This is a genomic window from Nocardia amamiensis NBRC 102102 (genome assembly GCF_001612745.1).
Lineage (GTDB): Bacteria > Actinomycetota > Actinomycetes > Mycobacteriales > Mycobacteriaceae > Nocardia > Nocardia amamiensis.
The window spans coordinates 17,853-43,117 of sequence record NZ_BDBA01000001.1 but is presented as its reverse complement, the minus strand read 5'-3'; the positions used below and the strand labels follow the sequence as shown (position 1 = coordinate 43,117).

Here is a 25,265-nt window from a genome sequence, read left to right as displayed (position 1 = left end):
CCGCGTGGCGACGGCGAGTCGGATGTGGGGTAGTTCACAGCGCTCACGCAAGCTCCGCGGGAAGTAATCGGACCGCAGTCCGGTTGGCCTGTGGTGAACGTACGGACACCACATTCAGTACACCAGGAGTTCTCATGAGCACTCGCGTCCTCGCACTTGTCGGTAGCCTCCGTGCCGCCTCGGTCAATCGTCAGCTCGCCGAAGCCGCCGCGCAGACCGCCCCGGAGGGTGTCGAGGTAACCCTCTATGAGGGACTCGCCGACATCCCGTTCTACAACGAGGACATCGACGTTCCGGGTTCCGTGCCCGCCGCTGCCCAAGCGCTGCGCGACGCGGTCGCCGACGCGGATGGCCTGCTGCTGGTGACGCCGGAATACAACGGCACGCTGTCGGCGGTGCTGAAGAACGCGATCGACTGGACGTCGCGTCCGTACGGCGCCGGCGCGATCACGGGCAAGCCCGCCGCTGTGGTCAGCGCGTCGATCAGCCCGAACGCGGCGCAGTGGGCGCACGGGGACGCGGTCAAGGCGCTCGGCGTGGCCGGTGCGAAGGTCGTCGAGTCCGCGCACCTGCACTTCGGCGTGATCGGCGAGCGGTTCGCCTCCTCGCATCCGCGCGATGACGCGGAGGCGCTGACCAAGCTGGCGAGTTCGGTGCGGGACCTGGTCGAGGCCACGCGCGGCGAACTGGCGTCCGTGTAAGCTCCACTCCCGGTCTCCGCCGAGGGCCGTCGTTACCGCGGTAGCGACGGCCCTCGGCTTTTGCCTGATGTTTGCTGTTGATTAGCTGAAGCCTCTAAGGGTGATCTGAGTCACTCTTTTTGCGGAGGGGGAATCGAGCATCCTGGTACTTCTCCGCGTGGAATTTCATCGATGTGACTCGCTACATGTCGTGTTGGATGAATCTGTCGGCCACTAGGTGTAGTGTCTTCGGTACTGGAAGAGGGCGCGAGACACGAGACGGCCAACCGTGGTTGACCAGGGCTTCGAGTCCGGATCCAGGAGTTTGCGCAGTATGTCGGATCGTGCACATACGGATCACAAGCTGTGGATCAGGCACAAGGAGAGAGGGACATCAATGACCGTCACCGTGTACACCAAGCCCGCTTGCGTCCAGTGCAACGCCACCTACAAGGCCCTCGACAAGGCCGGGGTGGACTACGAGGTCATCGATATCTCGGAGAACGACGAGGCGCGTGACTACGTCATGGCGCTCGGGTACTTGCAGGCGCCGGTCGTGGTGGCAGGGGACGATCACTGGTCGGGATTCCGGCCCGACCGCATCAAGTCGCTCGCGACCGTGGCGGCCTGATCGCGTCCATCGCTTCCGGTTCATCCGAGGGGCCGAGTGCCTGGCACTCCTGAGAAGAGGAAGGCGACCATGTCGGAGACGACGGCGCTGGTCTACTTCTCCAGCGCTTCGGAGAACACACATCGTTTCGTCGAGAAGCTGGGTCTCCCGGCGACTCGCATCCCGCTGCACACCGCCGACTCACTGCGCGTAGACGAACCGTACGTGCTGATCGTCCCCACCTACGGGGGCGGTCGGCACGTGCTCGGGGGCAACCGTTCCGAGAAGGATTTCGTGCCGCGGCAGGTCGCCAAGTTCCTGAACGATCCGCACAACCGGTCGCTGCTGCGCGGCGTCATCGCGGCGGGCAACACGAACTTCGGCGAGACCTATTGCTATGCGGGCGAGCTGATCTCGCGCAAATGCGGGGTGCCGTACCTGTATCGCTTCGAACTCATGGGAACCGCTGAGGACGTCGAGCGCGTCCGAGAGGGATTGGGATTGTTTTGGCAACAGCAACGACAGCACCGACCGGAAAAGCAGCTCGCTTAGAGCAAGCACCGGTCCGCGGCGCGGAAGCGGGCGAGGTCTTGGACTACCACGCCCTCAACGCGATGCTGAACCTGTACGGCCCGGACGGCCGGATCCAGTTCGACAAGGACCGTGAGGCCGCCCACCAGTACTTCCTACAGCACGTCAATCAGAACACCGTCTTCTTCCACAACCTGGACGAGAAGCTCGACTATCTGATCGAGGAGAACTACTACGAGGCGGAGGTTCTCGACCAGTACAGCCGCGGGTTCATCAAGAAGCTGTTCAAGCGGGCCTACGCCAAGAAGTTCCGGTTCCCCACCTTCCTCGGCGCGTTCAAGTACTACACCTCGTACACGCTGAAGACCTTCGACGGCAAGCGCTACCTGGAGCGGTTCGAGGACCGGGTCTGCATGGTCGCGCTCACCCTCGCCGCCGGTGACGAGGTGCTGGCGAGCAAGCTGGTGGACGAGATCATCGACGGCCGTTTCCAACCGGCCACGCCGACGTTCCTCAACTCGGGCAAGAAGCAGCGTGGCGAGCCGGTGTCGTGCTTCCTGCTGCGCATCGAGGACAACATGGAGTCCATCGGGCGCTCGATCAACTCCGCGCTGCAACTGTCCAAGCGCGGCGGCGGTGTCGCGTTGCTGCTGAGCAACATTCGCGAGCACGGCGCGCCGATCAAGAAGATCGAGAACCAGAGCTCGGGTGTCATCCCGATCATGAAGCTGCTGGAGGACTCGTTCTCCTACGCCAACCAGCTCGGCGCGCGTCAGGGCGCGGGCGCGGTCTACCTGCACGCGCACCACCCCGACATCTACCGGTTCCTGGACACCAAGCGGGAGAACGCGGACGAGAAGATCCGCATCAAGACCCTCTCGCTGGGCGTGGTCATCCCGGACATCACGTTCGAGCTGGCCAAGAAGAACGAGGACATGTACCTGTTCTCGCCGTATGACGTTGAACGCATCTACGGCAAGCCGTTCGCCGACATCGACGTCACCGAGAAGTACTACGAGATGGTCGACGACAAGCGCATTCGCAAGTCGAAGATCAAGGCGCGCGAGTTCTTCCAGACCATCGCCGAGCTGCAGTTCGAGTCCGGCTACCCGTACATCATGTTCGAGGACACGGTGAACCGGGCCAACCCGATCGCGGGCAAGATCACCCACTCCAACCTGTGCTCGGAGATCCTGCAGGTGTCCACGCCGTCGGAGTTCAACGACGACCTGTCCTACGCGAAGGTGGGCAAGGACATCTCCTGCAATCTGGGCTCGCTGAACATCGCCAAGTCGATGGACTCACCCGACTTCGCCCAAACCGTCGAGGTGGCGATCCGGGCGCTGACCGCGGTGTCGGACCAGACGCACATCTACTCGGTGCCGTCCATCGAGCAGGGCAACAACCACTCGCACGCCATCGGCCTCGGGCAGATGAATCTGCACGGCTACCTGGCGCGGGAGCGGGTCCACTACGGGTCCGAAGAGGGCGTCGACTTCACCAACATCTACTTCTATACCGTCGTCTACCACGCGATCCGGGCGTCGAACAAGATCGCGATCGAGCGCGGCAGTTACTTCGGTGGCTTCCCGGAATCGAAGTACGCCAGCGGCGAGTACTTCGACAAGTACACCGATCAGGTGTGGGAGCCGAAGACCGATCGCGTGCGGCAACTGTTCGCCGAGGCGGGCGTGCATATCCCGACCCAGGACGACTGGCGTGAGCTGAAGGCCTCGGTCATGGAGCACGGCATCTACAACCAGAATCTCCAAGCGGTGCCGCCGACCGGCTCGATCTCCTACATCAACCACTCCACCAGCTCCATTCACCCGGTGGCGTCGAAGATCGAGATCCGCAAGGAAGGCAAGATCGGGCGCGTCTACTACCCGGCGCCCTACATGACCAACGACAACCTCGAGTACTACGAGGACGCCTACGACATCGGCTACGAGAAGATCATCGACACCTACGCCGCGGCCACCCAGCACGTGGACCAGGGCCTGTCGCTGACGCTGTTCTTCAAGGACTCCGCCACCACCCGCGACCTCAACCGCGCCCAGATCTACGCCTGGCGCAAGGGCATCAAGACCCTCTACTACATCCGCCTGCGCCAAATGGCTTTGGAGGGAACCGAAGTCGAGGGTTGCGTGTCCTGCATGCTGTAGACGGAGGGTACCGGTCGGCGTGAGATCCCGTCTCGCGCCGGCTATTTCGGTTTAAAGCGCCCCGCGTTCGGATCTGCCTGGACGAAGTTCCGGACGACGGCGCACTGATCGATCACCCGCGCCGCCTGACCGAACGACAGCAACAGAACGTCCTTATACCTGCGGTTATTGCCTGATGTGGTCGCAGGTGAGACCTTTCTACGTGCCTGCGGCGCTCGCGGCTGCCTCGACGAAGTCGCGGATGGTGGCGCGGTGATCATCTTTGCGCCAGGCGATCGCCATGACCGCGGGCTCGATGCCCGTGACCGGCGTGACGCCGATTCCGGGGCGGCGGTAGATCTTCGCGTTTCCCTCGGACAACAGGACGATGCCGCTGCCTTCCTCGACCGCGGCGAAGGTTTCCTCGGCGTTCCGTACCGTCGCCCCGATCCGGGCGGGACGGCCGCCGCGCTCGGCGACGGCGAGCCAGTGGTCGCGTAGGGAACCGGCGCTGTCCGGCATCGCGATGAACGGCTCGTCGAGTAGTTCGGTGAAGTCGACGCCGTCGCGTCCCGCCAGCCAGTGGTCGTGGCAGAACGCGACCCAGCGCGGCTCCCGGACCAGCACACGCACGTCGAACGAGTCGTGTTGGGGGAACGGCAGCCAGACGAAGGCGACGTCGACCTCACCGGAGCCGAGTCCGGCGGTGGGGTCGTCCCAGTTGACCTGACGCATTCTGGTGCGCCAGGCGGGGCGATTCCGCACGAAGCCTTCGCGCGCGGCACACAGCAGTCCCCGGCCGACGCTGGTGGACATGCCGACGGTGAGCACCGAGTTCTCGGCAGCGTCAGCGACGACGCGTTGTGCTTCGCGCCATTGCTCCAGCAGTACTCGTGCCTGCGGCAGCAGGGCCTCGCCCGCCGCGGTCAAGCCGATGCCGCGCTTGTCCCGGACGATCAAGGTGACCCGCAATTGTTGTTCGAGCTGGCGGATTTGTTTGCTCAGCGCGGGCTGGGTGATGAACAGGCGCTCGGCGGCGCGGGTGAAGTTCAGTTCCTCGGCGAGAACCGTGAAGTATCGCAGGTCCCGCAGATGTGCCTCCATAACCATTGGTTATCACAGCTGTTATTGGACGGTCCAGCGGTCACTGCACACAGTGGTGCCATGGTTTCTGAGGTTCAGGTCGAAAAGGTCACTTTCGACAGTGACGGCGTCCTTCTGGTCGGTCGGCTCTACCGCCCGGCCGACGCAGCGGACACCCGGCTGCCCGCCGTGGTGGTCACCGGGTCGTGGCTCACCGTGAAGGAGCAGATGCCGCAGGTGTATGCCCGGCGACTGGCCGAACAAGGTTTCACCGCATTGGATTTCGATTTCACCCACTACGGCGAATCCGGTGGTGAGCCGCGTGACCTCGAATCTCCGTCGCGCAAGAGTCGCGACATCCGTGCCGCGGTCACTTTCCTAGCTGGACGCTCCGATGTCGACGCACAGCGCATCGGCGCGCTGGGCGTGTGCGCCAGCAGTGGTTATACGGCGGTGAATGCTGCGGGCGACGAGCGGGTCCGGTCCTTGGCGATGGTCGCGCCCTGGCTGCACGATCCGGAGTTGGTCGCACTGATGTACGGCGGGAAGGAAGGCGTATCCCAGCGGCTGGCGGCAGGTTTCGCGGCTCGCGCCCGCTACGAGAACACCGGCGGGGTCGACTACGTCGCAGCGGTGAGCACCACCGATCCCTCAGCCGCGATGTCCGGAGACTTCCCCTACTACGTCGACGTCACTCGCGGCGCGGTGCCGGAATGGGCGAACCGATTCGCGGTGCAGGGTTGGAACGAGTGGCTGACCTACAACGCCATCCCGGTCGCCCGCAACATCACGATTCCCACGCTGTTGGTGCACAGCGAGAACGGCGCGATTCCGGACGGCGCTCGGGCCTTCCACGCCCAGCTGGCCGGTCCGAAAGAGCTGATCTGGATCGAGGGCACGCAGTTCGACTTCTACGACCGGGAACCGACCGTAAGCCAGGCCGTGGAACACGTCGTGCGACATTTCCGCAGCACCCTTGGCTGACGCGTCTCCCCAGACGCTCTCTCCCAGAAGGATTTTCCTTGCGCAGAACACTGTCTCGAACACTGGCCGCTGTCGCCTCGGCCGCGCTCACGGTTCTCGGCGCCGGTTGTTCGGACCAGACGCAGCCTCTGCCCGCAGCGGCCGAATCGACCGCCGAGCGGCCCCAACAGCAGGATGCGGGCCACCAGCGGCTGAATGTTCTCGTCGGCGAATGGACCGGCGCGAAGTCGACTTTCGTCGCCGGAGGCACGGCCGACAGCCCGGTCCGTCGCGAGATCGTGTCGCGCTGGCACTGGATCGGCAAGACCGGCAACAACTTCCTCCAAGAGGAGGCGGAGGGAACGCCCGGTGGTGCACCGTACTACCGGCTGGGCCTACTCGGCTACGCCCCGACCGACAACCGCTACGAATGGACCACCGTCGACAGCGTCACGCCCATGACGATGAGCTACAAAGGGGCCCAGAACTCCGGCGGTGGAGGTGATATCAGCATGGCCGGCGAGTTCACCGACCCCGGCATTCTCGGACCGCAGTTCACCGGCAAGACGATTCCGATGCGCACGTTGATCAAGGTGGAATCGCAGGATCGCGTGGTCATGGAGATCTACTTCTCACCGCCAGGGGCTCCGGAACAACTCGCCGACCGCGTGGAACTCACCCGCCGTAGATAGGGCCATTGCGGACTGTCCGCACGTAACGTCGCCTCCTGCGCCGGATAGAACGCCGCGCGGCTTCAAGATCAGCGGCACATGACGGAGGGGCTTTCTCGCGAATGCCGCAGCCATGTGCCGTTGATCTTGAAAAGCGATCTTGGCGGCAGGTGGAGGGATCGGCGGATCGGCCGGGTCTACGATGAGTAGGAGTAGCCGAAATGGGTGATTGCCCGGAGGCTATGTGGTGGTAGTCCGACGATACTGGCCACTATTGGCCCTGTTGGTGCTGCTGTTACTGGGCGGCGGCGCGGGGGCCGCACTGTATCTCACCGTTTCAGGGTCCGACGAGCGTGGCGGTGAGGTGGTGCTCGCTCGAATCGACGACCCGGGCCCGGATCCCTTCACGCCGCCCACTGCTTCGCTGCCGCCGACGAATGCGAAGTTTCCCACGGTCCCGCCACAAGGCGACGGCACGGACCTGGTCTCGCAGCCTTACCCGGGCGACCGGGAGAGGTTGTACGGCGGCACTTTGGACAACGCCAGCTGCGACCGCGAACAGATGATCGCCTTCCTCATGTCGCATCCCGCTGAGGCTGCCGCGTTCGTCGCGGCCCTCAACGCCGATCCGACGCTGTACTGGAGTGGCGGACGTCCACTGACGGAGTCCGACCTGCCCGCTTATCTGCGTGAGTTGACCCCGGTCCTGCTCCGCGCGGACACCCGGGTGACCAATCACGGCTTCGACGGTCAGCGCCCGACTCCCTTCCAGGCCGTGATGCAGGCCGGAACCGCCGTGCTCGTCGACGACTACGGCATTCCCCGCGCTCGCTGCTACTGCGGCAACCCACTGACCCCGCCGGTTCCGCTGACCCGTGCTCCGGTGTACATCGGCCAGCCGTGGGAGGGATACCACCCAGGCGCGGTGGTAGTCGTGGAACCGAACGTGGTCATCAATACTTTCGTCCTCGTCGATGTCGTCACTGGACAGACATTCACTCGCCCCGCCCACAGCACCGGGGACAGGGATGCTGCCGTCCCATCCGAGACACCGGCACCAGCGCAAGCACCGGTCGGACCCACACCTGCACCAGCTCCGGTACCTTTCGGGCCGCCGCGTGAGGCTCCCGCGCCTCGGCGTGATGCGCCTGCGCCTCCGCGTGATGCGCCTGCGCCCCCGCGTGATGCGCCTGCGCCCCCGCGTGATGCGCCTGCGCCCCCGCGTGATGCGCCTGCCCCTCCGCGTGATGCGCCTGCGCCCCCGCGTGACGCTCCTGCCCCTCCGCCTCAGGCTCCTGCGCCTCAGGCGCCCGCGCCTGCGCCTCGAGCGCCCGCGCCTCAGGCTCCTGCGCCCCAGCGTCAGCAGCCTGCGCCTCAGGCACCTGCACCTCCGCCTCAGGCACCTGCACCTCCGCCTCAGGCTCCTGCGCCCCAGCACCAACAGCCCGCGCCTCAGGCGCCCCCGCCCCAGCGTCAGCAGCCTGCCCCTCAGGCTCCTGCGCCCCAGCATCAGCAGACCGCGCCTCAGGCTCCTGCGCCCCAGCGTCAGCAGCCTGCCCCTCAGGCACCTGCGCCGACACAGCATCAGCAGCCCGCGCCTCAGGCGCCCGCGCCCCAGCGTCAGCAGACCGCGCCCCAGGCACCTGCGCCGACACAGCGGCAGCAGCCCGCGCCCCAGGCACCTGCGCCCACGTCTCAGGCTCCCGCGCCCCAGCGTCAGGCACCCGCGACGCGTCAGACAACTGCGCCCACGTATCTGATACAGCCACCGCCGACCCGGGGCACGCTCATCGACGGAACCGACATCGCGTCAGACGATCCGTCTGTTGTGGTCGCAGCAGGCGTCCCAACCGAACAACTGCGCGGCGCAACCGTCCAGATCCCGTGGACGATGGCATGAGCCAGCCCACGCCAGGATCGCGGGTAGGCGCCCACTTCGGGCACTACCAGCTCAGAACGCTGCTCGGCCACGGCGGCATGGGGGAGGTCTACGAGGCGTACGACACCGCCAAGGATCGCACGGTGGCCCTCAAACTCCTGCCCGAACATCTGGCCGCCGAAAAGCAGTACCGTGAACGGTTCCGCCGGGAGGCCCGTGCCGCCGCGCGCCTGCAGGAACCGCACATCGTCCCGATCCACGACTACGGCGAGATCGACGGAATGCTCTTCATCGACATGCGGCTGGTGCGGGGGAAGGATCTCCGCGGTCTCCTCACCAGTCACGGTGCCATGGCCCCGGCACGCGCCGTCGCGATTATCGGCCAAGTCGCCGCGGCATTGGATGCGGCACACGCCGACGGACTGATCCACCGCGACATCAAGCCCGCCAACATCCTCGTCACCGACGACGACTTCGCCTATCTGGTCGACTTCGGCATCGCCCACTCGGCCACCAGTACCGTGCTGACCAGTACGGGCACGGCCGTGGGAACCTACGCCTACATGGCGCCCGAACGCTTTCAGCAAGGGGAGATATCCCACCGCGTCGACATCTACGCGCTCGCCTGCGTGCTCCACGAATGCCTCACCGCCACTCGCCCCTATCCTGCTGACAGCCTCGAGCTACTGATCACCGCCCACTTGTTCGACCCGATCCCTCGACCCAGCGCGGTGAACCCGGGAATCCCCGTGGCGTTCGACTCCGTCATCGCACGCGGAATGGCGAAAGACCCCGCCGACCGCTACCCCAGCGCGGGCGATCTGGCCCGCGCCGCCCACGACGCGCTCGACAGCGCCGACCAGCACACAGCCGCCAGAATCCTCGCCGGCAGACTGGCCACCACGATCGTCAACAAGGCGCAGTGGCAACCGGAGCCGCTGCCGACCAAAGCGAGTCGGCCACCTGCCGAGTGGCTCGGTCCGCCACCTGGACCCGCCCCTCAGGTTCCACCCTCACCGGCCTCGCCCTTACCAGCCCAGCCCACCCCGCCCCGACCAGCCCAGCCCGCCCGACCGAAACGGCGCGTGTGGATACCCGTGGTCGCCGCGGGACTCGTGGTGCTCGCGGTCGCGGTCGGCCTCGGGGTGTTGCTCTCGCAACGGCCCGATGCGAACACTGCTCAGACCACCGAAACCGCAGCGACCAACCGGTTCACATCCGCGGAGCGCCAACTGCTGAGCCTGCTGCCACCCGGATATGACCAGAGCAACTGTCTGCCCAGTCCGCCGCAACCCGGCGAGTCAGCCGGATTGTTCTGCTCCGCAACCGCGTCCGTCCCGCGCGCCTCGTTCACCCTGTACCCCGACGTCTCGGCACTCCGCAGCGGCTATACCGCCAAGTCCTCCGGTCAGGTCGTCAAGTGTCCGGATGGCAGCATGCCGGGCCCGTACGCGTCGCATGGCCAGCCCCAGGCGACCGGCCAGATGACCTGCCGGATGGCCACCATCGAAAGCCCTGCCGTCCCGGAGATCGTCTGGAGCGCGGAGCCCGCCCTTACCCTCGGCGAGGCATTCGCCGACAGCCCGGACGGCGCCGCGCAATTGTTCACCTGGTGGCAGCAGCAGGGCGCATTCAAATAACCGTCCGGCTCCAGGGTTCACCCTAGGAGTGAGCGATTCCAGCCCTTGGGTGCCCTGCCCAGCATGTGCGTCAGGACCAGACTTGTCGGCTATCGGAATACCGACCAGCCGATGGCACCCCAACCCTCACTGGCGCATCCACCGGCACTGGAGCGGCGAAAAGGTTGTCAACGAGGGAGCTGAGATGGACTTGACCGTATTGGCGATAGCGCTGATCAACCTAGCGGCGACTGCGGCTGTCAAGAAACTCGTCAGCGGTGAAGACCCCGGCGCGGAGGAATGGGCCGGGGTGGCCACCGGGGTCGTCAGTGCTCTGCTCACCCCGGCTTCGCGGCAGAGCGATCAGCTCGACATGATGCCGATCCGTGAGTACGAGCAACACATGCTGGCAGGTCGGCGCTTCCTGCAGGACCTGCCGACACAGTGGCGGAACGAAGACAACCGGAGGCACATCATCTGGGCTGCCCACGGCGAGTTCGTCCGAGCCGGCAGCGTCGCGGAACGGCAGGGTGATCTCCTCAGGCAGGTCGAGGCAGAGGTATCGGTCGCCGGATGCTGGCTGTGGGTGCCATCGCTGCCGCAGGTCCAGAGCACACTTCGCCGGGCCTGCGACGCCCTCGCTCGATCGATTCTCGACGGAGCGGGCGCGGCTGCCGTCCGAGCATATCGGCAGGTGCTGCTGCTGTGTCAGACGTACGGCGAGGTCGCAGGGCGTGCTCTCCCCATGGATCCGACCACGACTTCTGCATGGCCAGCGGTACTCGTGGTCGACACCGAGAGGTGGAAGTGGACGCACTGCCTGGGGATAGACATGCGAATAGGCGACGTCGCCTATGACCGCTCCGGTGCGCGCCGAGCCAACCGTACGGTCGCCGTCCCAGTGGAGGTGACCAGTCGTGAGGGGCCGATCAGCGCCGTCTTGTGTCCGGTCGACCCGCGGTCCACAGCTGCACCGTCGCGGTGGGAAGATGCCATCGAGTCCGTCAAGGAGTGGTGGAGTGGATCGGTTCGACCGACACTGGTGGGGCCGCCCGTATTCCACGGTCAGTATGTGGCCAAAGGAGACACGTGGGCGGGTGAACTTCGTTCCACGTTGCCGTGTTCGACAGTTGCGGGTGTGGACCAGTTGGCAGTGGTAGTCCGCCGCGTGCCCTACGCTCGCACTCCGAAGACGGGGTTACGGCTGAACTTCGCCGCCAAGTCCAACGGCATTGCCTTCCTCGTACCGCCGCCGATCGTGCGGCTGCAGGCAATCGAGCGGTAGCACTGTTTGCGCAGGGCAGGTATCACCTCCCGTTCGAAGAGTTCGATGCCGGAGGTGTCGTAGGCGGCTTCGGTCGCGCCGATCGCGACGTTGAAGTTCGAGGAGCGCACGACCGCGTCGAAGTCGGTGCCGACCTCGGCGCAGTGCGTGCGCAGGATCTCGGATTTGCGATCACGCCAGCGTTCGCAGCGCTATCGCCGTTCGGTCAGCGTCGCGATGACTGGGAACTTGGTGTTGAGGGTCAGCGCGGACGTCGGGGTGAGGTCCGGGTTCTCGATGGTGAACTCGAACCGTCTCATGATGGTCGAGAGCGCGAGCTGCATCTCCATCATCGCGAACGCGTTGCCTATGCAGAGGTGCCCGCCCGCACCGAAGGGCAGATACACGTTCCGGTCACGGGTGGCGACCGCGTCGGCGGCGAAGCGGTCCGGGTCGAAGGTGTCGGGCTGGTCCCAACACTCGGGGTTCCGGTGTGCGTGGTAGTAGCTGAACATCAGCGGAGTGCCTGCGGGGATGTGGTAGCCCCCGATCTCGTCGTCCTCGGCGGCGCGACGTTGTCCCATCCATGCCGGTGGTTTGAGCCGCAACACCTCCTCCAGCACCTGCTTGCTGTAGGGCAGTGCGGGCAGGTCGGTCATGGTGGCGTGCCCGCCGGGCAAGGCGGCGTCAACGTCATCGCGCAGCCGCTGACGCACCTCTGGATGCAATTGCAACAGCAGCATGGCCGACGTCAGGGCCGAGGAACTGGTCTCGTGACCGGCGAAGAGCATGGTGACGACCTCGTCGCGCAGCTCGCTGTCGGTGAGGCTCTCGTTGGTATCTTCGTCCGTGGCGCGCATGAGCATAGAGAGCAGGCCGCCGCTGTCAGCGTCGCGCAGCTTGTCGATCACCGTGTAGACGATGGCATCCATCTCGGCGATAGCCCGCCAGAAGCGCCGGTGGCTCGGCGTCGGAAACTTCAAAGGGACCAGGGGCATTCGCACGAACTTCCCCAATTCGGCATTCACCTTCTGCGTCGCGTGTGAGAAGCCGGTGACCTCCGGGCCGTGCGGATCCAATCCGAACAGCGCCCGCACCACGATCCGCAATGTGAGGTGGCTCATCTGCTCGCCGATGTTGATCGTGCGTCCGGCGCGGGCATGTTCGGCCCATTCGTCACACAGGGAGTCGATCTCGGCCACCATGATCTCGCTGAGCGCATTGATCTTCTTGTGGTGGAAGGCAGGTTGGACGAGGCGTCGGTTGCGTCGCCACCGGTTGTGGTCGGCGATGGTCGCCAGCCCGCGGCCAACGAACGGTTCGATGATGTCGTACATCTGGGTCTCGCGGGTGAAGTTGGCCATGCGTTCCTGCAAGATGTACTTGATGTGGTGGGGATGGGTGATCCCGACCATGTTCCCGGTAATCAGCTGGAACTGAAATACGTTGCCGTGCTGAGCCATAGAGTCGGAGAGGAAGGTAATCGGGTCGGCCACGAAGCGCTTGGTGTTGCGGAGGCGGCCTGCGGCCATCGGGGGTAGCCCGGTGACGGTGGTGGAAGTGGAAGTCATAAGCGACAAGTAAAACCGACCGGCCGGATGTCCGCCGAACTTTGGCGAAATGGTTGAACGCCAACTGCCGCAGCAGGATTCGGTTGATCACGAGCTGTGCCGCGAGACCGGCTGGCACATGTCAGTGGTCAACGCTCAGCGGCGTATGCGATCAGTCGGCACCTCAGGACGTGTTACGGCGACCACAGTCAGTAGTTCGTCCAGTCCTCGGAAATCATCCGGGTTCGTCGTGAACAGTGGCAACTGTTCGGCGATGGCCACCGCGGCGATCATCAGATTGGCGACTCGGCGGCGCGGTTTACGTCCGACGCTGATGACGCCGGCGCAGACCCTGCCGTAGATTCGCGCGGCTTCCGCGCCGAAGGGGATCGGGTCGAACTCGTTCTCGGCCCGCTGGAGCACATCCAGGCGGCGGGCGCGCTCGACGTGCTCGTCATAGGAGTCTTGTTCGTCGTTGCGTCGCACCTCATGCGGTCCGGCCGACAGTTCCGCCAGGGTGATCGCGCTGATTGCCATCGCTTCGGGCAGCCCGGCGCGCGGATGATGGCCGTCCTGCGGAATTCGCTGGCGTCGGGAGGCCCGGATCGGTCACGCTGGACGTCGTATGAACGAAGAAAGACAACCTCGACTCGGCGTCGACTTCGGCCGAGTCATCCAGGGAGCCGCCTTGGCGGCCGGTGACGAGGACACCGTATTCCTGTCCGGCGGCCTCGCCGAAGCACTGCGCACGCCGCCCAGTCCGGGCGCGTTCGAGGTCCTGCCCCGTCTGGTCCGGCGTTTCGGAGGCCGGGCCTGGGTGATCTCGAAATGCGGTCCTCGGGTCGAGCAGCGTACCCGCCAGTGGTTCGACCACCACGACTTCTACGACCGGACCGGGATCGCGCGCGACAACGTGCGCTTCTGCCGCGCGCGGGCGGACAAGGCGGTGCACTGCGCCGAACTCGGCATCACCCACATGATCGACGACCGCCTCGACGTGCACCGCGCGCTGCGCGATCTGGTGCCGCACCGGTACCTGTTCGGGGTGCAGTCCGATCCGATTCCCGGCTGGGTGCGTCATGTACCCACTTGGGAGGAGGTCGAGATCGCGGTGGAGGCGACCATCGAGCCCGGTGCGCAGGGAGAACGTCAGGAGTGACGGCTGACATAGACCGGCCGAGCGCCCCGAGGATGCTCGGCCGGTCTCGCCTGTCCGCTCCCTACGCGCCGGTGAACTTCTCCCCGGCGATGGACTTCGACGGCGCACCATCCACGCCCACCGGGATGTCACCCTCGAGTGTCGTGCGGTACAAGACCCGGGTGACGTCGAGGTGGTTCAGGTCGCTCGGGGCGAGGTGCGCGGTCGCGCGGTTGTCCCAGAACGCGAGACTGCCCTTCTCCCAGCGGAACCGGACCGTGTACGCCGGGTTGGTCACCTCGTCGAACAGCAGCTTCAGCACCGCGTCGCTCTGGCTGGGGGACAGCCCGACGATACGTGTGGTGAAGCCCGGATTGACGAACAGCGCCCGCTCACCGGTCACGGGGTGCACCCGGACCACCGGATGCTCGGTGACCAACGGCGCGGCCGCGACCTTCTTCGCGTAGTCGCTGTCGGAGTTCCAGGCGGGCCGGTTGCCGCCGAACCGGTGCTCGGCACGCAGTCCTTCGGCGAACCGCTTGACCGACGCCGGCAGGTTCTCGTAGGCGGCCACAAGGTTCGTCCAGCCGGTGTCCCCGCCACGTTCCGGCGCGATCTCGGCGCGCAGGATCGAGGCCGCGGGCGGGTTGATCAGCGCCGAGACATCGGTGTGCCAGTGATTGTTGTAGCTGAACTTCCGTACCCCGAAACGCTTTTCGTACAGGCGACTGTCGACTGCGAGGATCTCCGGGTACTCGGTCGGTGCGTCATCGTCATAAGGGTGCGACGGGGTGACGACGCCGAACCGGCGGGAGAAGGCGATCTGCTGGGCGTGATCGATGTGCTGATCGCGGAAGAACAGCACCTTGTAGGTGTGCAGCGCGTCGGTGATCGCCGCGACCTGCTGGTCGGTCAGCGGCTGACGCAGATCGACGCCGGAGATGTCGGCGCCGATGTAACCGGCGACCGGTGCGATGTGCACCGTGTCGGTCGCGGCGGAGGTGGAGGTTTCTTGTACGGCGGTCATTTCGTTAACTCACTTCGAGATAGAGATCAGGCCGGTGCTGGAGCGGAGGAGCAGGGGGTTGCCAGGACGACAAGCGCTGCGGCAGACGCGCATGAAATCGATGACGCGGCGTTTCGTCAGCGTCATGCCGATCCGACTCCCGGTGAGCGGATATCGAGCGGACATGGTCACGCGTTGGCCGGGACGCGCCACCGTGACAGGCGGCGTTCGAGTGTGACCAGCAGCCCGTTGAACCCGAGACCGAGCAGCGAGATGGCGAGGATTCCGGCGTACATGTTCGGGATCGCGAAATTCTGCTGCGCTGCGGTGATCAGATAGCCGAGTCCGGCTCTCGCTCCGAACATTTCGGCGGCCAGCAGCACCAGGATCGAGCTGGCCGCCGCCATCCGCAGACCGGTGAAGATGGACGGCAACGCCGCGGGCAGGATCACCTTCTGGAACAGCCGCAGCGGCGAGAAGCCCAGCGATGCGGCCGATTTGATGAGCAGCGGGTCGACGGTACGCACGCCCGTGATCGTGTTCAGCAGGATCGGGAAGAAGCTCGCGTACACGACGATGGCGACTTTCGAGGTTTCGCCGATGCCGAGGATCAGCAGGAAGACCGGAAGCAACGCCAGCGCAGCGGTGTTGCGGAACAGCTCCAGGATCGGGTTGAGGAAGTCCGCCACAGGTTTGTACCAGGCGATCGAAACGCCCACCGGAATGCCGACGGCCAACGCGATCGAATATCCGACCAGCGAACGGTTCAGGCTCGCGGAGATGTGCGTCCACATCTCCCCGCTCGCCACCAGGTCGGTAAACGCCTGGGCGACCACCGAGAAGGGTGGCAGGAACACCTCGTCCACCAGCCCGACGGTGGGGGCGAACTGCCACACCAGCAGGAACAGCGCGATCACGAACGTCGGTTTGAACAGCCGCCAGGCGAACCGGCCGGCCACGCGGACCACATTCGCGACCAGCGGGGCCGCGCTCGACGCACGGCGCACCGAGACGGGCCGCGGCGGCTCGGCCGCGCTCTGCTGAATCGGGCGCTCGGTGAGCTGAATCGCACTAGACATGGGCCGCCCTCTCGGTGGTGGATTCGGCAGGGGCAGGGTGGTCGGACAGCGACTCGCGTTCCAAGCTCGCCGCCCGCTGGACCTCGCTCTGCAGCAGCGTCCAGATCTCGTGGCGGTAGTCCCGGAAGCGTTCGGAGGAGCGGATGTCGCCGCCCGCGTTGCGATCGATCTCGACGTCGACGACGGCCTTGATCCGGCCCGGCCGTGAGGTCAGCACCGCCACCCGCTGGCCGAGGTAGACCGCCTCGTCGATGCCGTGGGTGATGAACAGGACGGTCTTGCCGGTAGCCCGCCAGATGCGTAACAGCTCGTCCTGCAAGGATTCTCGGGTCTGCGCGTCGAGCGCGGCGAACGGCTCGTCCATCAGCAGCACCTCCGGGTCGAACGCGAGACTGCGCGCAATGGCGACGCGCTGCTTCATGCCGCCGGACAGTTCATGCGGGTAGCGGTCGCCGAAACCGGAGAGCCCGACGAGCTCGAGATAGTGCTCGGCCAGCTCCCGGCGCGCTGTGCGGCGCAGACCCTTGGCCTCCAAGCCGAACTCGATATTGGCGCGCGCTGTCCGCCACGGCAGTAGTGCGTACTGCTGGAAGACGATGCCGCGGTCCAAGCCCGGCCCGGTGATCGGCTTGCCGTCCAGCAGGATCTCGCCGGAGGTCGGCTTGCTCAGCCCGCCGAGCAGGTCGAGCAGGGTCGACTTGCCCGATCCGCTCGGCCCGACCAGGACCAGGAACTCGCCCTCGCGCAATTCGAGCGAGATGTCCTTGACAGCGGTGAACCGTTCCTGCGAGCCGCGCACCGCGAATTCCTTGTGCACGCCGGTGAGCGACAGTTTCGTCGCGGTCGTGGTCATTTCGCCGCCACCGCCTCGCCGGTCGGGCCGCTCTCCGGCCGGTAGGTGCCGTTCGCGTACGGGTTGAACATGTTGGTGAACAGATCCGTGGCCTTCAGCTTGCCGTTCGGCAGCTCGCCGTTGCGCACCAGCCAGTCGATCCAGATCTGGATTTCCTTCTCCGCGACCACGGCGCCCGGCGCCGGGATTCCCGAACTCAGCCAGTACGGCACCAAGCCGGCGTTCTCGTTGCGGCCGCGCTCGGCGATGATCTCGGTGAATTTCGCCTGCACCTGCTCGCGGGGCGTCACCTGGAGCCAGCGGATCGCGCGTGCGGTGCCCTGAACGAAGTCCTGTACCGCCTCGGGATTCTTGGCGATGTAGTCGTCGCGGAAGACGTAGGTGCCGTAGCCGGCCGTGCCGAAGATGGCCTTGTCGGTGTACAGCGGGCGAATGCCGCCGCGTCCGAGCGCGGTGTCGCGGAAGACGCCGCCGAGGGCGCCGACCTCGACCTGGCCCTTGCGTACCGCGTCCTCGGTGTTGGCCGGAGGCACGACGGTCAGCTGCACCTGCTCGAGCTCCTGCTCGGAAAGACCCTGCTGATGCAGCCACTCCCTGGTGATGAATTCATGATGGGCGCCAAGGGTGTTCACCGCGACCTTCTTGCCGATGAGATCGCGCGCCGACGTGATGCCGGCGTCCTCACGCACGTAGTAGCCGGTGAACGACTGTTCGTCCGCGCCATAGGAACTGAGCACCGAGGTGACCTTCGCCCCGCCCGCGATCAGTTTCACCACCGCGCCGTTGAACGCGCTGCCGAATTCGACCTGATTCGTCGCGGCGGCCTGGATATTGGCGGGACCGCTGGTGGTGTCGCCTTCCCAGTGCAGCGTGATCTTCTCGAAGTAGCCCAGGTCTTGGGCCAGCTCATAGGCGCCGACCTGGCCCGTGGCGCCTTGATAGCGGAGCACGTACTTGCCGTCGGCGGTCTTGGCGGGCGCGGATTCGCCGCAACCGGTGAGCACCGACAGGCCGGTGAGCACAGCGACGGCGGCGGAGCGCGCGCGAGTGACGCGCCAGGTGGGTGAGGGATGGGGCATTGTTCGTTCTTTCGAAGACGAGAAGGCGCCGTGCAGCTGGAGTGCTCGGCATGCGGCGGCCACGCCACTGTCGGGAAACGGCGGCGTGTGGGGGCGGCGGTGGACGCGCGGGGATTCAGGGGAGACCCTGCGTCAGCGGCGACAGATTCCGTGCGGATTGCGCATAAAGTCGATCGCGCGACGGCGGATCAGTGCGGTGGCTGTCGACACTTCGAGACTTCCGTGAGCGGTGCTGGGTGACGGCCCGTGGTCTGCGATGTCCGAGCCTGCTTGGTACACACTGTCCCTGTTCTCCGGCCTGGGGGGAACAGTTCGACGCCGGGTGCGTCAAACCTTGCTATCCCGGCGTCGATGAGTCACCGTTTCACGGTGGTGCGCAAAACCGGTTCGGTTACCGCGCTCACTATGAGGTGATCATTCTCCCCGAAGCGAGGTAAGCTGCACGCGGACGTTTTCGACGTCCATGGGATGTTGATCGGAATGGTGGCGGATACCCGGATCCGCGGCAACGACGAGTAGGAGGTGGGGTTGCGATGCGCAGCGAACCTCCCAGTCGAAGGCCGCGCGGCGCCGCCCCTTCGCATGCCTGATTGATCTGCGACGGCGGGGCAGGCGCCCGCGGTGTGAATTTCGCACTCCTTGTTCACTCACGCATGTGCTGAGGTCCTCCCATGTCGCAGACCGACATCATCGAAGTACGCCCGACGCTGTCCGAGTCCCTGCAGGACATCGTCGAAGCCCACCGTGTGGACGCCGCGCTGGACTGGCTCGGCAACCACCCGCCGCACGTCATCGCCGATCAGCTCGCCCGCATGGACGCGGTGCGCGCCGGGATGGCGTTCCGCCTGCTCGACAAAGATCTGGCGCTGGCCGTCTTCGAAGAGCTCGAGCCGGTGGATCAGCAGCAGATCCTGCAGGGTCTGCGCGATCAGAGTTTCCGCGAACTGGTCGAGGGCATGGCGCCCGACGACCGGGCCCGCATGCTGCGCGAAGCGCCCGCCAAGGTCGCCAAGAAGGTGCTGGCCGGGCTGAGCCCGCGCGAACGGCGGATGACCGCGAGCCTGCTCGGCTACCCGGAGGGTTCCGCGGGGCAGTACATGACGCCCGAGGTGGTGGCGCTGCCGCGTGAGCTGACCGTGGCCGAGGCGCTGGGCACGGTGCGGGCCAAGGGCGGAAACGCCGAGACGGTGTACACGCTGCCCGTCGTCGACGCGGGCAGGCGCCTGACCGGCATCGTCGAACTGCGGGAACTGGTGCTCAGCGAGCCGGGGACGATGGTGTCGGAGCTGGTCGTCACCGAGCCCGCCTTCGCGCGCGCGACCGACTCCGCGGAGAAGGCCGCCCGGTTGATGCGCGAGACCAACGACCTCAACCTGCCGGTGGTGGACAGCGAGGACCGGCTGGTCGGGCTGCTCACCATCGATGACGCGGTCGAGGTGATCGAGGCAGCCGACAGCGAGGACGTCGCACGTCAGGCGGGTTCCGCGCCGTGGGAAGGCCACTACATGGCCGCCGGGGTGTTCCAGCTGGCCCGCTATCGCGCGCTGTGGCTGCTGCTGTTGCTGCTCGCGGCGACCCTCACGGTGAGCGTGACCGACTTCTTCGAGGGCACCTTGCAGCAGGCCGCGCACCTGGCGCTGTTCATCCCGCTGCTGATCGGCGCGGGCGGTAACGCGGGTGCGCAGGCCGCCACCGCCTGCGTGCGCGCGCTCGCGGTCGGCGAGGTCAGGGTGTCGGACCTGTTCCGGGTGATCTGGCGGGAATGCCGGGTCGGCCTGGTGCTGGGTGCCCTGCTGGCCTCCGTGGGCCTTGGCATCGGCGCCGTGTTCGTCGGCCCCCGCATCGCCCTGGTCGTCGGCATCACCCTGGTGCTGATCTGCGGCTGGGCCGCCACCATCGGCGGCACCATGCCCCTGCTGGCGAAGAAGCTGCGCATCGATCCCGCGGTCGTCTCGGCCCCGATGGTCACCACCCTGGTCGACGCCACCGGCCTGATCATCTACTTCACCACGGCCAAAATAGTTCTCGGCATCTGAGGACTCGAATGCCCGGTGCGGGAACTGATTCCGCGCCGGGCAGGTGGCCTGCTCCTCGATTCGGCTTACTTGGACTCGACCCGTCCGAGCGGGTCGGGTCCGGCCGTCAGCGCGTCACACGCTGTCTGCCATGAGGAATCCTCGGGGTAGAGCTCGGAGCGGAGGTAGGCCGAGGTGAGCCGCCCGACCGCAGCGACTCGTTCGGGGTTCTCGTCCGTCGTCTCGGCGACGTCGTACCCAGAGATCCCGCCGAGTCCGTGCTCGGCGTCGAACAGCGTGAGCAGGGACTTGGGGCCGGGGGAGAGAAAATACGGATCGGCGTGCCAGTCCGCGCCCCGAACCGTCAGGTGGGCAGAGGTGTCCTTGTCACCGGCGACCACGAGCGTGGGCGTCGTCATCTCGGAGAAGTCCATGGTCGAGAGGAAGGAATAGTTTTCGAGCACGAACTCGGTGAGAGCATCACCGCCTCTGCCGGGCGCGGCGAGCAGCACACCCGCCTTGATCCTGGGCTCGGCCAGGTTCACTTCCGTTCCGTCGTGCGGATCGGTGAGTCGCGCACCCAGCAGCAGGCTCGCGGTATGCCCGCCCATCGAATGCCCGGCCACGGCAACCTTGCTTCGGTCCAAGCGCCCGAGCAGGTGCGGGACGGCAGCCTCGATCACGTCGAGCTGGTCGAGCACGCGCGTCATATCCTCAGCCCGCGATCGCCAGTGCGGAGGCGCCTGGGGGTCAACGGGATTCCGGCTCAGCGTCTTCGAGTCCAGATGGGTGGGCTGGATGACGGCGAAACCCCGCGCCGCCCAGAAGTTGGCGAGGGGTGCGTAGCCGTTCAGCGAGGAAAGGTTGTTCGAGTAGCCGAGGCCGTGTGAGAGGAGGATGATCGGCAGTTCGCTGCCGGTCACGGGCGCGGAGACTCGCACCTGCAGATCCACGGCGCGGTCAGGAGCCGACAGCACCACCGGACTGACCGATTGGACGGGCGGGCTGGCGGTCTCGGTTGCATACGTCGATTCACTCATGATGTCGATTTCCTTCTGTGCCGGTCTCAGTCGGGCCGGCGGGTGCGATGGACAGGAACGCCCATTGCGGCCGGAGCCAAATGGAACGTTGTTCCATAAAATATGGAACCGTGTTCCGGTTTGTCAACAGTCGTCCGGATGGAGAGCGTGGTGTCCACCATGGCCCGATTCGGACTCAGCCCACTCCGATGGTCGACCTGGAACGCATCCGCCGGAACGCTTGTGCCGTCACCGATTCCGGCTGCCGCCATCAGCTCCCGCGTGCCCGCCGACCCCGACTCGACGACCTGCGCGCGGTCTACGAGACCAATGTCGTCGGCGTCGGCGTCGGCGTCGTCGTCGTCGCGGTCGCCGACGCCATGCTGCCGCTGCTCACCGAGCCTGCGAATCGGCACCGCTTCAGCGGATTTCACCGGCGCCCGCATCGTCGACGTCTCCAGCGAGATCGGCTCGATCGGACTCACTCTCGATCCCGCCGGACCGATCTGGCGACCGTCGGCCGCATCCTGTGAGAACGCAGGATTCGCAATCAGTTTCGTGTGGAGTCGAGGACCCATTGGCGGTAGCCGGGATGGGCAACGGTCACGGGGACCGCGAGGACTTGCGGAGTTTCGTCGGGGTGCTCGGCGTCGGCCCGTTCGATGATCGCGGGAACCAGGCTCGCGCGTGTGTGTAGCACGACGAGCGCTTGTGCGTCATCGTGGATCTGGCCTTCCCAGCGGTATATCGACCGGACGCCCGGAATGATGTTGCCGCACGCCGCCAAGCCATCGTCGACGAGCCCGCGCGTGAACTCGGCTAACCACGCCGCATCACCGGCAGTGATCGAGACATCTACGATTTCGTCTTCGGCCATGTCGTCGAGTTTCCCTGAGTCTGGATCAGTTCGGCCAGCGCTCGGCTGGGATGCGACCAGCCGAGCGCTGGCCGTTCAGAACTCCCAGTCTTCGTCTTCGGTGTTGACGGCCTTGCCGATGACGTAGCTGGAGCCGGAGCCGGAGAAGAAGTCGTGGTTCTCGTCGGCGTTGGGGGACAGGGCCGAGAGGATGGCCGGGTTGACTTCGGTTTCGTCCTTGGGGAACAGGCCCTCGTAGCCGAGGTTCATCAGCGCCTTGTTGGCGTTGTAGCGCAGGAACTTCTTGACGTCCTCGGTGAGGCCGACCTCGTCGTAGAGATCCTGGGTGTATTCGACCTCGTTGTCGTAGAGCTCGAACAGCAGCTCGAAGGTGTAGTTCTTCAGCTCGTCGCGCTCGGCCTGGGAGACCTGCTCGAGGCCCTTCTGGTACTTGTAGCCGATGTAATAGCCGTGGACCGCTTCGTCGCGGATGATCAAGCGGATCATGTCGGCGGTGTTGGTGAGCTTGGCCCGGGACGACCAGTGCATCGGCAGGTAGAAACCGGAGTAGAACAGGAAGCTCTCCAGCAGCGTCGAGGCGACCTTGCGCCTGAGCGGATCGTCGCCGTTGTAGTACGACAGCACGATCTCGGCCTTGCGCTGCAGGTTGCGGTTCTCCTCCGACCAGCGGAACGCCTCGTCGATCTCGCGGGTGGAGCACAGCGTGGAGAAGATCGAGCTGTAGCTCTTGGCGTGCACCGATTCCATGAACGCGATGTTGGTCAGCACCGCCTCTTCGTGCGGAGTCAGCGCGTCCGGGATCAGGCTCACCGCGCCGACCGTGCCCTGGATGGTGTCCAGCAGGGTGAGGCCGGTGAAGACCCGCATGGTCAGCTGCTTCTCGTCGGCGGTCAGGGTGTTCCACGACGGAATGTCATTGGAGACCGGGACCTTCTCCGGCAGCCAGAAGTTGCCGGTCAGCCGGTCCCAGACCTCGGCATCCTTTTCGTCGGGCACCCGATTCCAGTTGATGGCCGACACCCGATCGATCAGTTTCATCCTGTCTCCACGCCTTTCCCAAGCCCGCTGCCGTCACGGAATGCCTACCCTGTGAACACTACTCCTTGTGGGTGACAAGTCCGTGTAGCACAACACCTTGTGTCGCCGCGGCATGTGTCCGGGTGCGGAAGAACGCCGGGACGCGCCGCACGCGGCTCCCTATTGTGCGGCACGCGCCCGCTGGCGACCACATCGGTCTCGATGCCCCGGTCGATCGCTATCCGTTTGCCGATGCTGGGTCCACAGCGTGACCCGCCCCGGCTACCTGCGCCGATTCGACCAGGTCAGCGATTACGTTGGGCCGGACAGGTGTCGCGTTGGGAAGGAGTGAATGCTATGCGGGTGTGGTGAATGCGCGGTCGTGCATGCTGCCATCCGAGCAGGCCACAGCGACCGCGACACCACGGTCCACACCGACCACGCTCGCGCACGAGTGCTGTTCGGGGCTCTGCTTGCCGTCCTCGACCAGGAACGACACATACCAGTGCGCGCCATCGCGCGACACCGTTGCCGACCGGATCACCCCACCCAACGCGCGCGACCACCGGAACCGCACCCACCCCAACTTCGGCAGCCTCACCCTGCCCCATCGACGGCCCAGCCGCTCGACGCGGATCTTGCTGCCTTCGGGGAACCGGAACGACGGCCGCCACCGCCGGGCGGACCGCCACCGCACCTTCCAGGTGCCCCGCTCCCGGCACGCCCGGTCCAGATCCAACAGGGTTTGTTGTAGGCAATGTCCAGGAGCGTCGCTCAACCACGGATGCTCGGTCTTCGCGGCGGCGAGCTGCCCGGTCTGTTCGTAGTAGTTGATCCAGGCGTCTCTGCGCCGGTATTCGCGGCGCTGCTCCAACCCGGTGTTCCACACCGCACGACAGCTATCGCCGATCAGCTCGGCATACTCAGTCATGTGCCGTCTGCGCCCACTGTCGGCACGGACTTGCTGTCGCCACAGCATCTCTCCCACTCCGGTAGGGGTACGAATTCACCTCCCGGTATGAGGACCGTCGTGACGCGGCCGCCTTAGTGTTCGGGCCGAAGACAGCAAACCCGGTGCCGCACAACGGCGATCTATCCCCGGAGCCGCGGCGTCCACCGGTGTGGGGATGAGGGAGAACAGCATGCGGAGACGGTGGTCGGCACGACGTGTCGATATCCAACCGGTCATCGGTGTCGTGGTGGCGGCCGCGCTGACGCTGGCGATATCGCCGGGGTGCGCAACGCCCGAAGGCACCGAGCGCGGGATTCATTGCGTAGAGCATGTTTTCACCGTGCGCGTGCCAACGGTGAGTGCGGCCGACCAGCGGATTGCCGGTGAGCTGTGCACATCGAATGGCGTGCGACCGGATATGCCGTGGCAGGTGCTGCTGCACGGTGGCGCCTACGACCGCACCTACTGGGACTGGCCCTACGAGCCCGACACGTATTCCTATGTGCGACATGCAGTCCGGGCCGGCTATGCCACACTCAACTTGGACCGCCTCGGTTACGGCCGCAGCAGTCGGCCGGACGGGTCGATGCTCGACTTCGATGCGGGAGCAACCGCTGTGCACGGTGTGATCGAACAGGTGCGGATGGGGCTGCTGGGCGCCGAACCGCGTGCGGTGATTCTCAACGGCCATTCCATGGGTGGGCTTGTGGCCACCAGAGCGGCCCGATTGGGCGGGGTCGACGCGGTGATCGTCAGCGGAATCCCGCCGCGCCCCGGCCGTGGCGACCGAGACGACGAGCGTTACCGGTTCCATCCCGCCACCGCGGATCCCAAATTCGCCGACCATCCGTGGGCGGCCGGGTATCTCACCACCCGGCCCGGCACCCGGGCCGAGGCATTCCTCTATCCGGGTGTCTACGACCCGGCGATCCTGCCAGTCGAAGAGGAACACAAGGACACCTTGGCGAGCGCTGAACTACAGAGCGTGCGTCCGCGGCCCGGAGAGAGGCCGGCCCCTGCGCGCCCGGCTGGGCCGGAGGTTCCCACTGCCTATGTGCTGGGCAGGCACGACATGATCGCCTGTGCTGATAGCGACTGCACGGCCGATCCGAACAGCGTGGCCGCCGACTACGTGGTGCCCGACAGCGGACACTCGATCAACGTCAGCCATGGTGCGCCGTTGTTCTATCAGTGGACCTTCGACTGGCTCACCGGTCTCGGGCTGGCCCGGTGACG

General features: G+C 65.9%; 24 protein-coding genes and 1 pseudogene. 12 read left to right on the top strand and 13 right to left on the bottom strand.

Going from position 1 to position 25,265, the window contains the following annotated elements; genetic code table 11:
* The first annotated feature begins 134 nt into the window (after positions 1 to 134).
* From NA4_RS00155 to nrdE, 4 genes are all read left to right on the top strand, one after another.
* A complete protein-coding gene (locus NA4_RS00155; RefSeq protein WP_067461891.1) occupies positions 135 to 701 on the top strand; it encodes an NAD(P)H-dependent oxidoreductase in 567 nt (188 codons plus the stop codon).
* A gap of 376 nt (positions 702 to 1,077) precedes the next feature.
* Positions 1,078 to 1,311: a redoxin NrdH gene (locus NA4_RS00150; RefSeq protein ID WP_039799742.1), complete on the top strand. Its 234-nt coding sequence runs from the start codon at positions 1,078 to 1,080 to the stop codon at positions 1,309 to 1,311.
* Between the two features lie 69 nt (positions 1,312 to 1,380).
* Complete coding sequence (nrdI, locus tag NA4_RS00145; protein ID WP_067461885.1) at positions 1,381 to 1,842, top strand: class Ib ribonucleoside-diphosphate reductase assembly flavoprotein NrdI; 462 nt, start codon at positions 1,381 to 1,383, stop codon at positions 1,840 to 1,842.
* Between the two features lie 62 nt (positions 1,843 to 1,904).
* On the top strand, positions 1,905 to 3,986 hold the full coding sequence (gene nrdE, locus NA4_RS00140) for a class 1b ribonucleoside-diphosphate reductase subunit alpha (RefSeq protein ID WP_245671010.1): 2,082 nt from the start codon (positions 1,905 to 1,907) through the stop codon (positions 3,984 to 3,986).
* Between the two features lie 198 nt (positions 3,987 to 4,184).
* Here nrdE and NA4_RS00135 read toward each other — a convergent pair whose 3' ends face one another.
* Positions 4,185 to 5,069: a LysR family transcriptional regulator gene (locus NA4_RS00135; RefSeq protein ID WP_067461878.1), complete on the bottom strand. Its 885-nt coding sequence runs from the start codon at positions 5,067 to 5,069 to the stop codon at positions 4,185 to 4,187.
* 60 nt (positions 5,070 to 5,129) lie between these two features.
* Between NA4_RS00135 and NA4_RS00130 the strand changes: the two genes are divergently transcribed.
* The 5 genes from NA4_RS00130 (at position 5,130) to NA4_RS39985 (ending at position 11,465) form a co-directional block, all read left to right on the top strand.
* Positions 5,130 to 6,032: an alpha/beta hydrolase gene (locus tag NA4_RS00130; RefSeq protein WP_067461875.1), complete on the top strand. Its 903-nt coding sequence runs from the start codon at positions 5,130 to 5,132 to the stop codon at positions 6,030 to 6,032.
* Between the two features lie 38 nt (positions 6,033 to 6,070).
* Positions 6,071 to 6,703, top strand: a complete 633-nt coding sequence (locus NA4_RS00125) for a DUF1579 family protein (RefSeq protein ID WP_067461873.1) — start codon at positions 6,071 to 6,073, stop codon at positions 6,701 to 6,703.
* Between the two features lie 223 nt (positions 6,704 to 6,926).
* Positions 6,927 to 8,582 carry a DUF6777 domain-containing protein gene (locus tag NA4_RS43550; RefSeq protein WP_373862745.1) on the top strand — a complete coding sequence of 552 codons (1,656 nt, stop codon included), beginning with the start codon at positions 6,927 to 6,929 and terminating at the stop codon, positions 8,580 to 8,582.
* Complete coding sequence (locus tag NA4_RS00110; RefSeq protein ID WP_067461964.1) at positions 8,579 to 10,201, top strand: serine/threonine-protein kinase; 1,623 nt, start codon at positions 8,579 to 8,581, stop codon at positions 10,199 to 10,201. The genes NA4_RS43550 and NA4_RS00110 overlap by 4 nt, the downstream gene beginning before the upstream one ends.
* A 184-nt stretch (positions 10,202 to 10,385) precedes the next feature.
* Complete coding sequence (locus tag NA4_RS39985; RefSeq protein ID WP_067461869.1) at positions 10,386 to 11,465, top strand: hypothetical protein; 1,080 nt, start codon at positions 10,386 to 10,388, stop codon at positions 11,463 to 11,465.
* Here NA4_RS39985 and NA4_RS42365 read toward each other — a convergent pair.
* The 3 genes and pseudogenes from NA4_RS42365 to NA4_RS00095 all read right to left on the bottom strand — a co-directional run.
* Positions 11,354 to 11,632: pseudogene (locus NA4_RS42365) on the bottom strand (LLM class F420-dependent oxidoreductase); the annotation flags it as partial. The gene NA4_RS39985 and the pseudogene NA4_RS42365 overlap by 112 nt on opposite strands.
* A 24-nt stretch (positions 11,633 to 11,656) precedes the next feature.
* Complete coding sequence (locus NA4_RS00100; RefSeq protein WP_067461859.1) at positions 11,657 to 13,015, bottom strand: cytochrome P450; 1,359 nt, start codon at positions 13,013 to 13,015, stop codon at positions 11,657 to 11,659.
* Positions 13,016 to 13,150: 135 nt separating this feature from the next.
* A complete protein-coding gene (locus NA4_RS00095; RefSeq protein ID WP_084496615.1) occupies positions 13,151 to 13,531 on the bottom strand; it encodes a type II toxin-antitoxin system VapC family toxin in 381 nt (126 codons plus the stop codon).
* 88 nt (positions 13,532 to 13,619) lie between these two features.
* Here NA4_RS00095 and NA4_RS00090 point away from each other — a divergent pair, with 88 nt between their 5' ends.
* Positions 13,620 to 14,153, top strand: coding sequence for a hypothetical protein (locus NA4_RS00090; RefSeq protein ID WP_067461857.1), 534 nt, complete (start codon positions 13,620 to 13,622; stop codon positions 14,151 to 14,153).
* A 61-nt stretch (positions 14,154 to 14,214) separates the two neighbouring features.
* Here the strand turns inward: NA4_RS00090 and NA4_RS00085 are convergent, their stop codons facing one another.
* The 4 genes from NA4_RS00085 to NA4_RS00070 all read right to left on the bottom strand — a co-directional run bounded on the left by NA4_RS00085 (position 14,215) and on the right by NA4_RS00070 (position 18,149).
* The gene (locus NA4_RS00085; RefSeq protein ID WP_067461856.1) at positions 14,215 to 15,159 is read right to left on the bottom strand and encodes a TauD/TfdA dioxygenase family protein; all 945 of its coding nucleotides are present in this window, start codon (positions 15,157 to 15,159) and stop codon (positions 14,215 to 14,217) included.
* Between the two features lie 167 nt (positions 15,160 to 15,326).
* Positions 15,327 to 16,217: an ABC transporter permease gene (locus tag NA4_RS00080; protein WP_067461853.1), complete on the bottom strand. Its 891-nt coding sequence runs from the start codon at positions 16,215 to 16,217 to the stop codon at positions 15,327 to 15,329.
* Positions 16,210 to 17,070 (bottom strand): ABC transporter ATP-binding protein, encoded by an 861-nt coding sequence (locus NA4_RS00075; RefSeq protein WP_067461850.1) that lies wholly within the window; start codon positions 17,068 to 17,070, stop codon positions 16,210 to 16,212. Before NA4_RS00075 ends, NA4_RS00080 begins: the two co-directional genes overlap by 8 nt.
* Positions 17,067 to 18,149, bottom strand: coding sequence for an ABC transporter substrate-binding protein (locus NA4_RS00070; protein WP_067461847.1), 1,083 nt, complete (start codon positions 18,147 to 18,149; stop codon positions 17,067 to 17,069). The genes NA4_RS00075 and NA4_RS00070 overlap by 4 nt, the downstream gene beginning before the upstream one ends.
* A gap of 671 nt (positions 18,150 to 18,820) precedes the next feature.
* On the opposite strand from NA4_RS00070, the gene mgtE reads away from it, so the two are divergent.
* Positions 18,821 to 20,185: a magnesium transporter gene (gene mgtE, locus NA4_RS00065; protein ID WP_067461845.1), complete on the top strand. Its 1,365-nt coding sequence runs from the start codon at positions 18,821 to 18,823 to the stop codon at positions 20,183 to 20,185.
* Between the two features lie 65 nt (positions 20,186 to 20,250).
* On the opposite strand, the gene NA4_RS00060 is transcribed toward mgtE, so the two are convergent.
* From NA4_RS00060 to NA4_RS00040, 5 genes are all read right to left on the bottom strand, one after another.
* Positions 20,251 to 21,204 carry an alpha/beta hydrolase family protein gene (locus tag NA4_RS00060; protein ID WP_067461844.1) on the bottom strand — a complete coding sequence of 318 codons (954 nt, stop codon included), beginning with the start codon at positions 21,202 to 21,204 and terminating at the stop codon, positions 20,251 to 20,253.
* 26 nt (positions 21,205 to 21,230) lie between these two features.
* Positions 21,231 to 21,668 carry a hypothetical protein gene (locus NA4_RS39975; protein ID WP_157128718.1) on the bottom strand — a complete coding sequence of 146 codons (438 nt, stop codon included), beginning with the start codon at positions 21,666 to 21,668 and terminating at the stop codon, positions 21,231 to 21,233.
* 65 nt (positions 21,669 to 21,733) lie between these two features.
* Positions 21,734 to 22,060 carry a divalent-cation tolerance protein CutA gene (gene cutA / locus NA4_RS00050; protein ID WP_067461839.1) on the bottom strand — a complete coding sequence of 109 codons (327 nt, stop codon included), beginning with the start codon at positions 22,058 to 22,060 and terminating at the stop codon, positions 21,734 to 21,736.
* Between the two features lie 75 nt (positions 22,061 to 22,135).
* The gene (nrdF, locus tag NA4_RS00045; RefSeq protein ID WP_067461836.1) at positions 22,136 to 23,098 is read right to left on the bottom strand and encodes a class 1b ribonucleoside-diphosphate reductase subunit beta; all 963 of its coding nucleotides are present in this window, start codon (positions 23,096 to 23,098) and stop codon (positions 22,136 to 22,138) included.
* A 334-nt stretch (positions 23,099 to 23,432) separates the two neighbouring features.
* On the bottom strand, positions 23,433 to 24,008 hold the full coding sequence (locus NA4_RS00040) for an RNA-guided endonuclease InsQ/TnpB family protein (protein ID WP_067461834.1): 576 nt from the start codon (positions 24,006 to 24,008) through the stop codon (positions 23,433 to 23,435).
* 211 nt (positions 24,009 to 24,219) lie between these two features.
* Between NA4_RS00040 and NA4_RS00035 the strand changes: the two genes are divergently transcribed.
* Complete coding sequence (locus NA4_RS00035) at positions 24,220 to 25,263, top strand: alpha/beta hydrolase (RefSeq protein ID WP_067461832.1); 1,044 nt, start codon at positions 24,220 to 24,222, stop codon at positions 25,261 to 25,263.
* Positions 25,264 to 25,265: the final 2 nt, after the last annotated feature.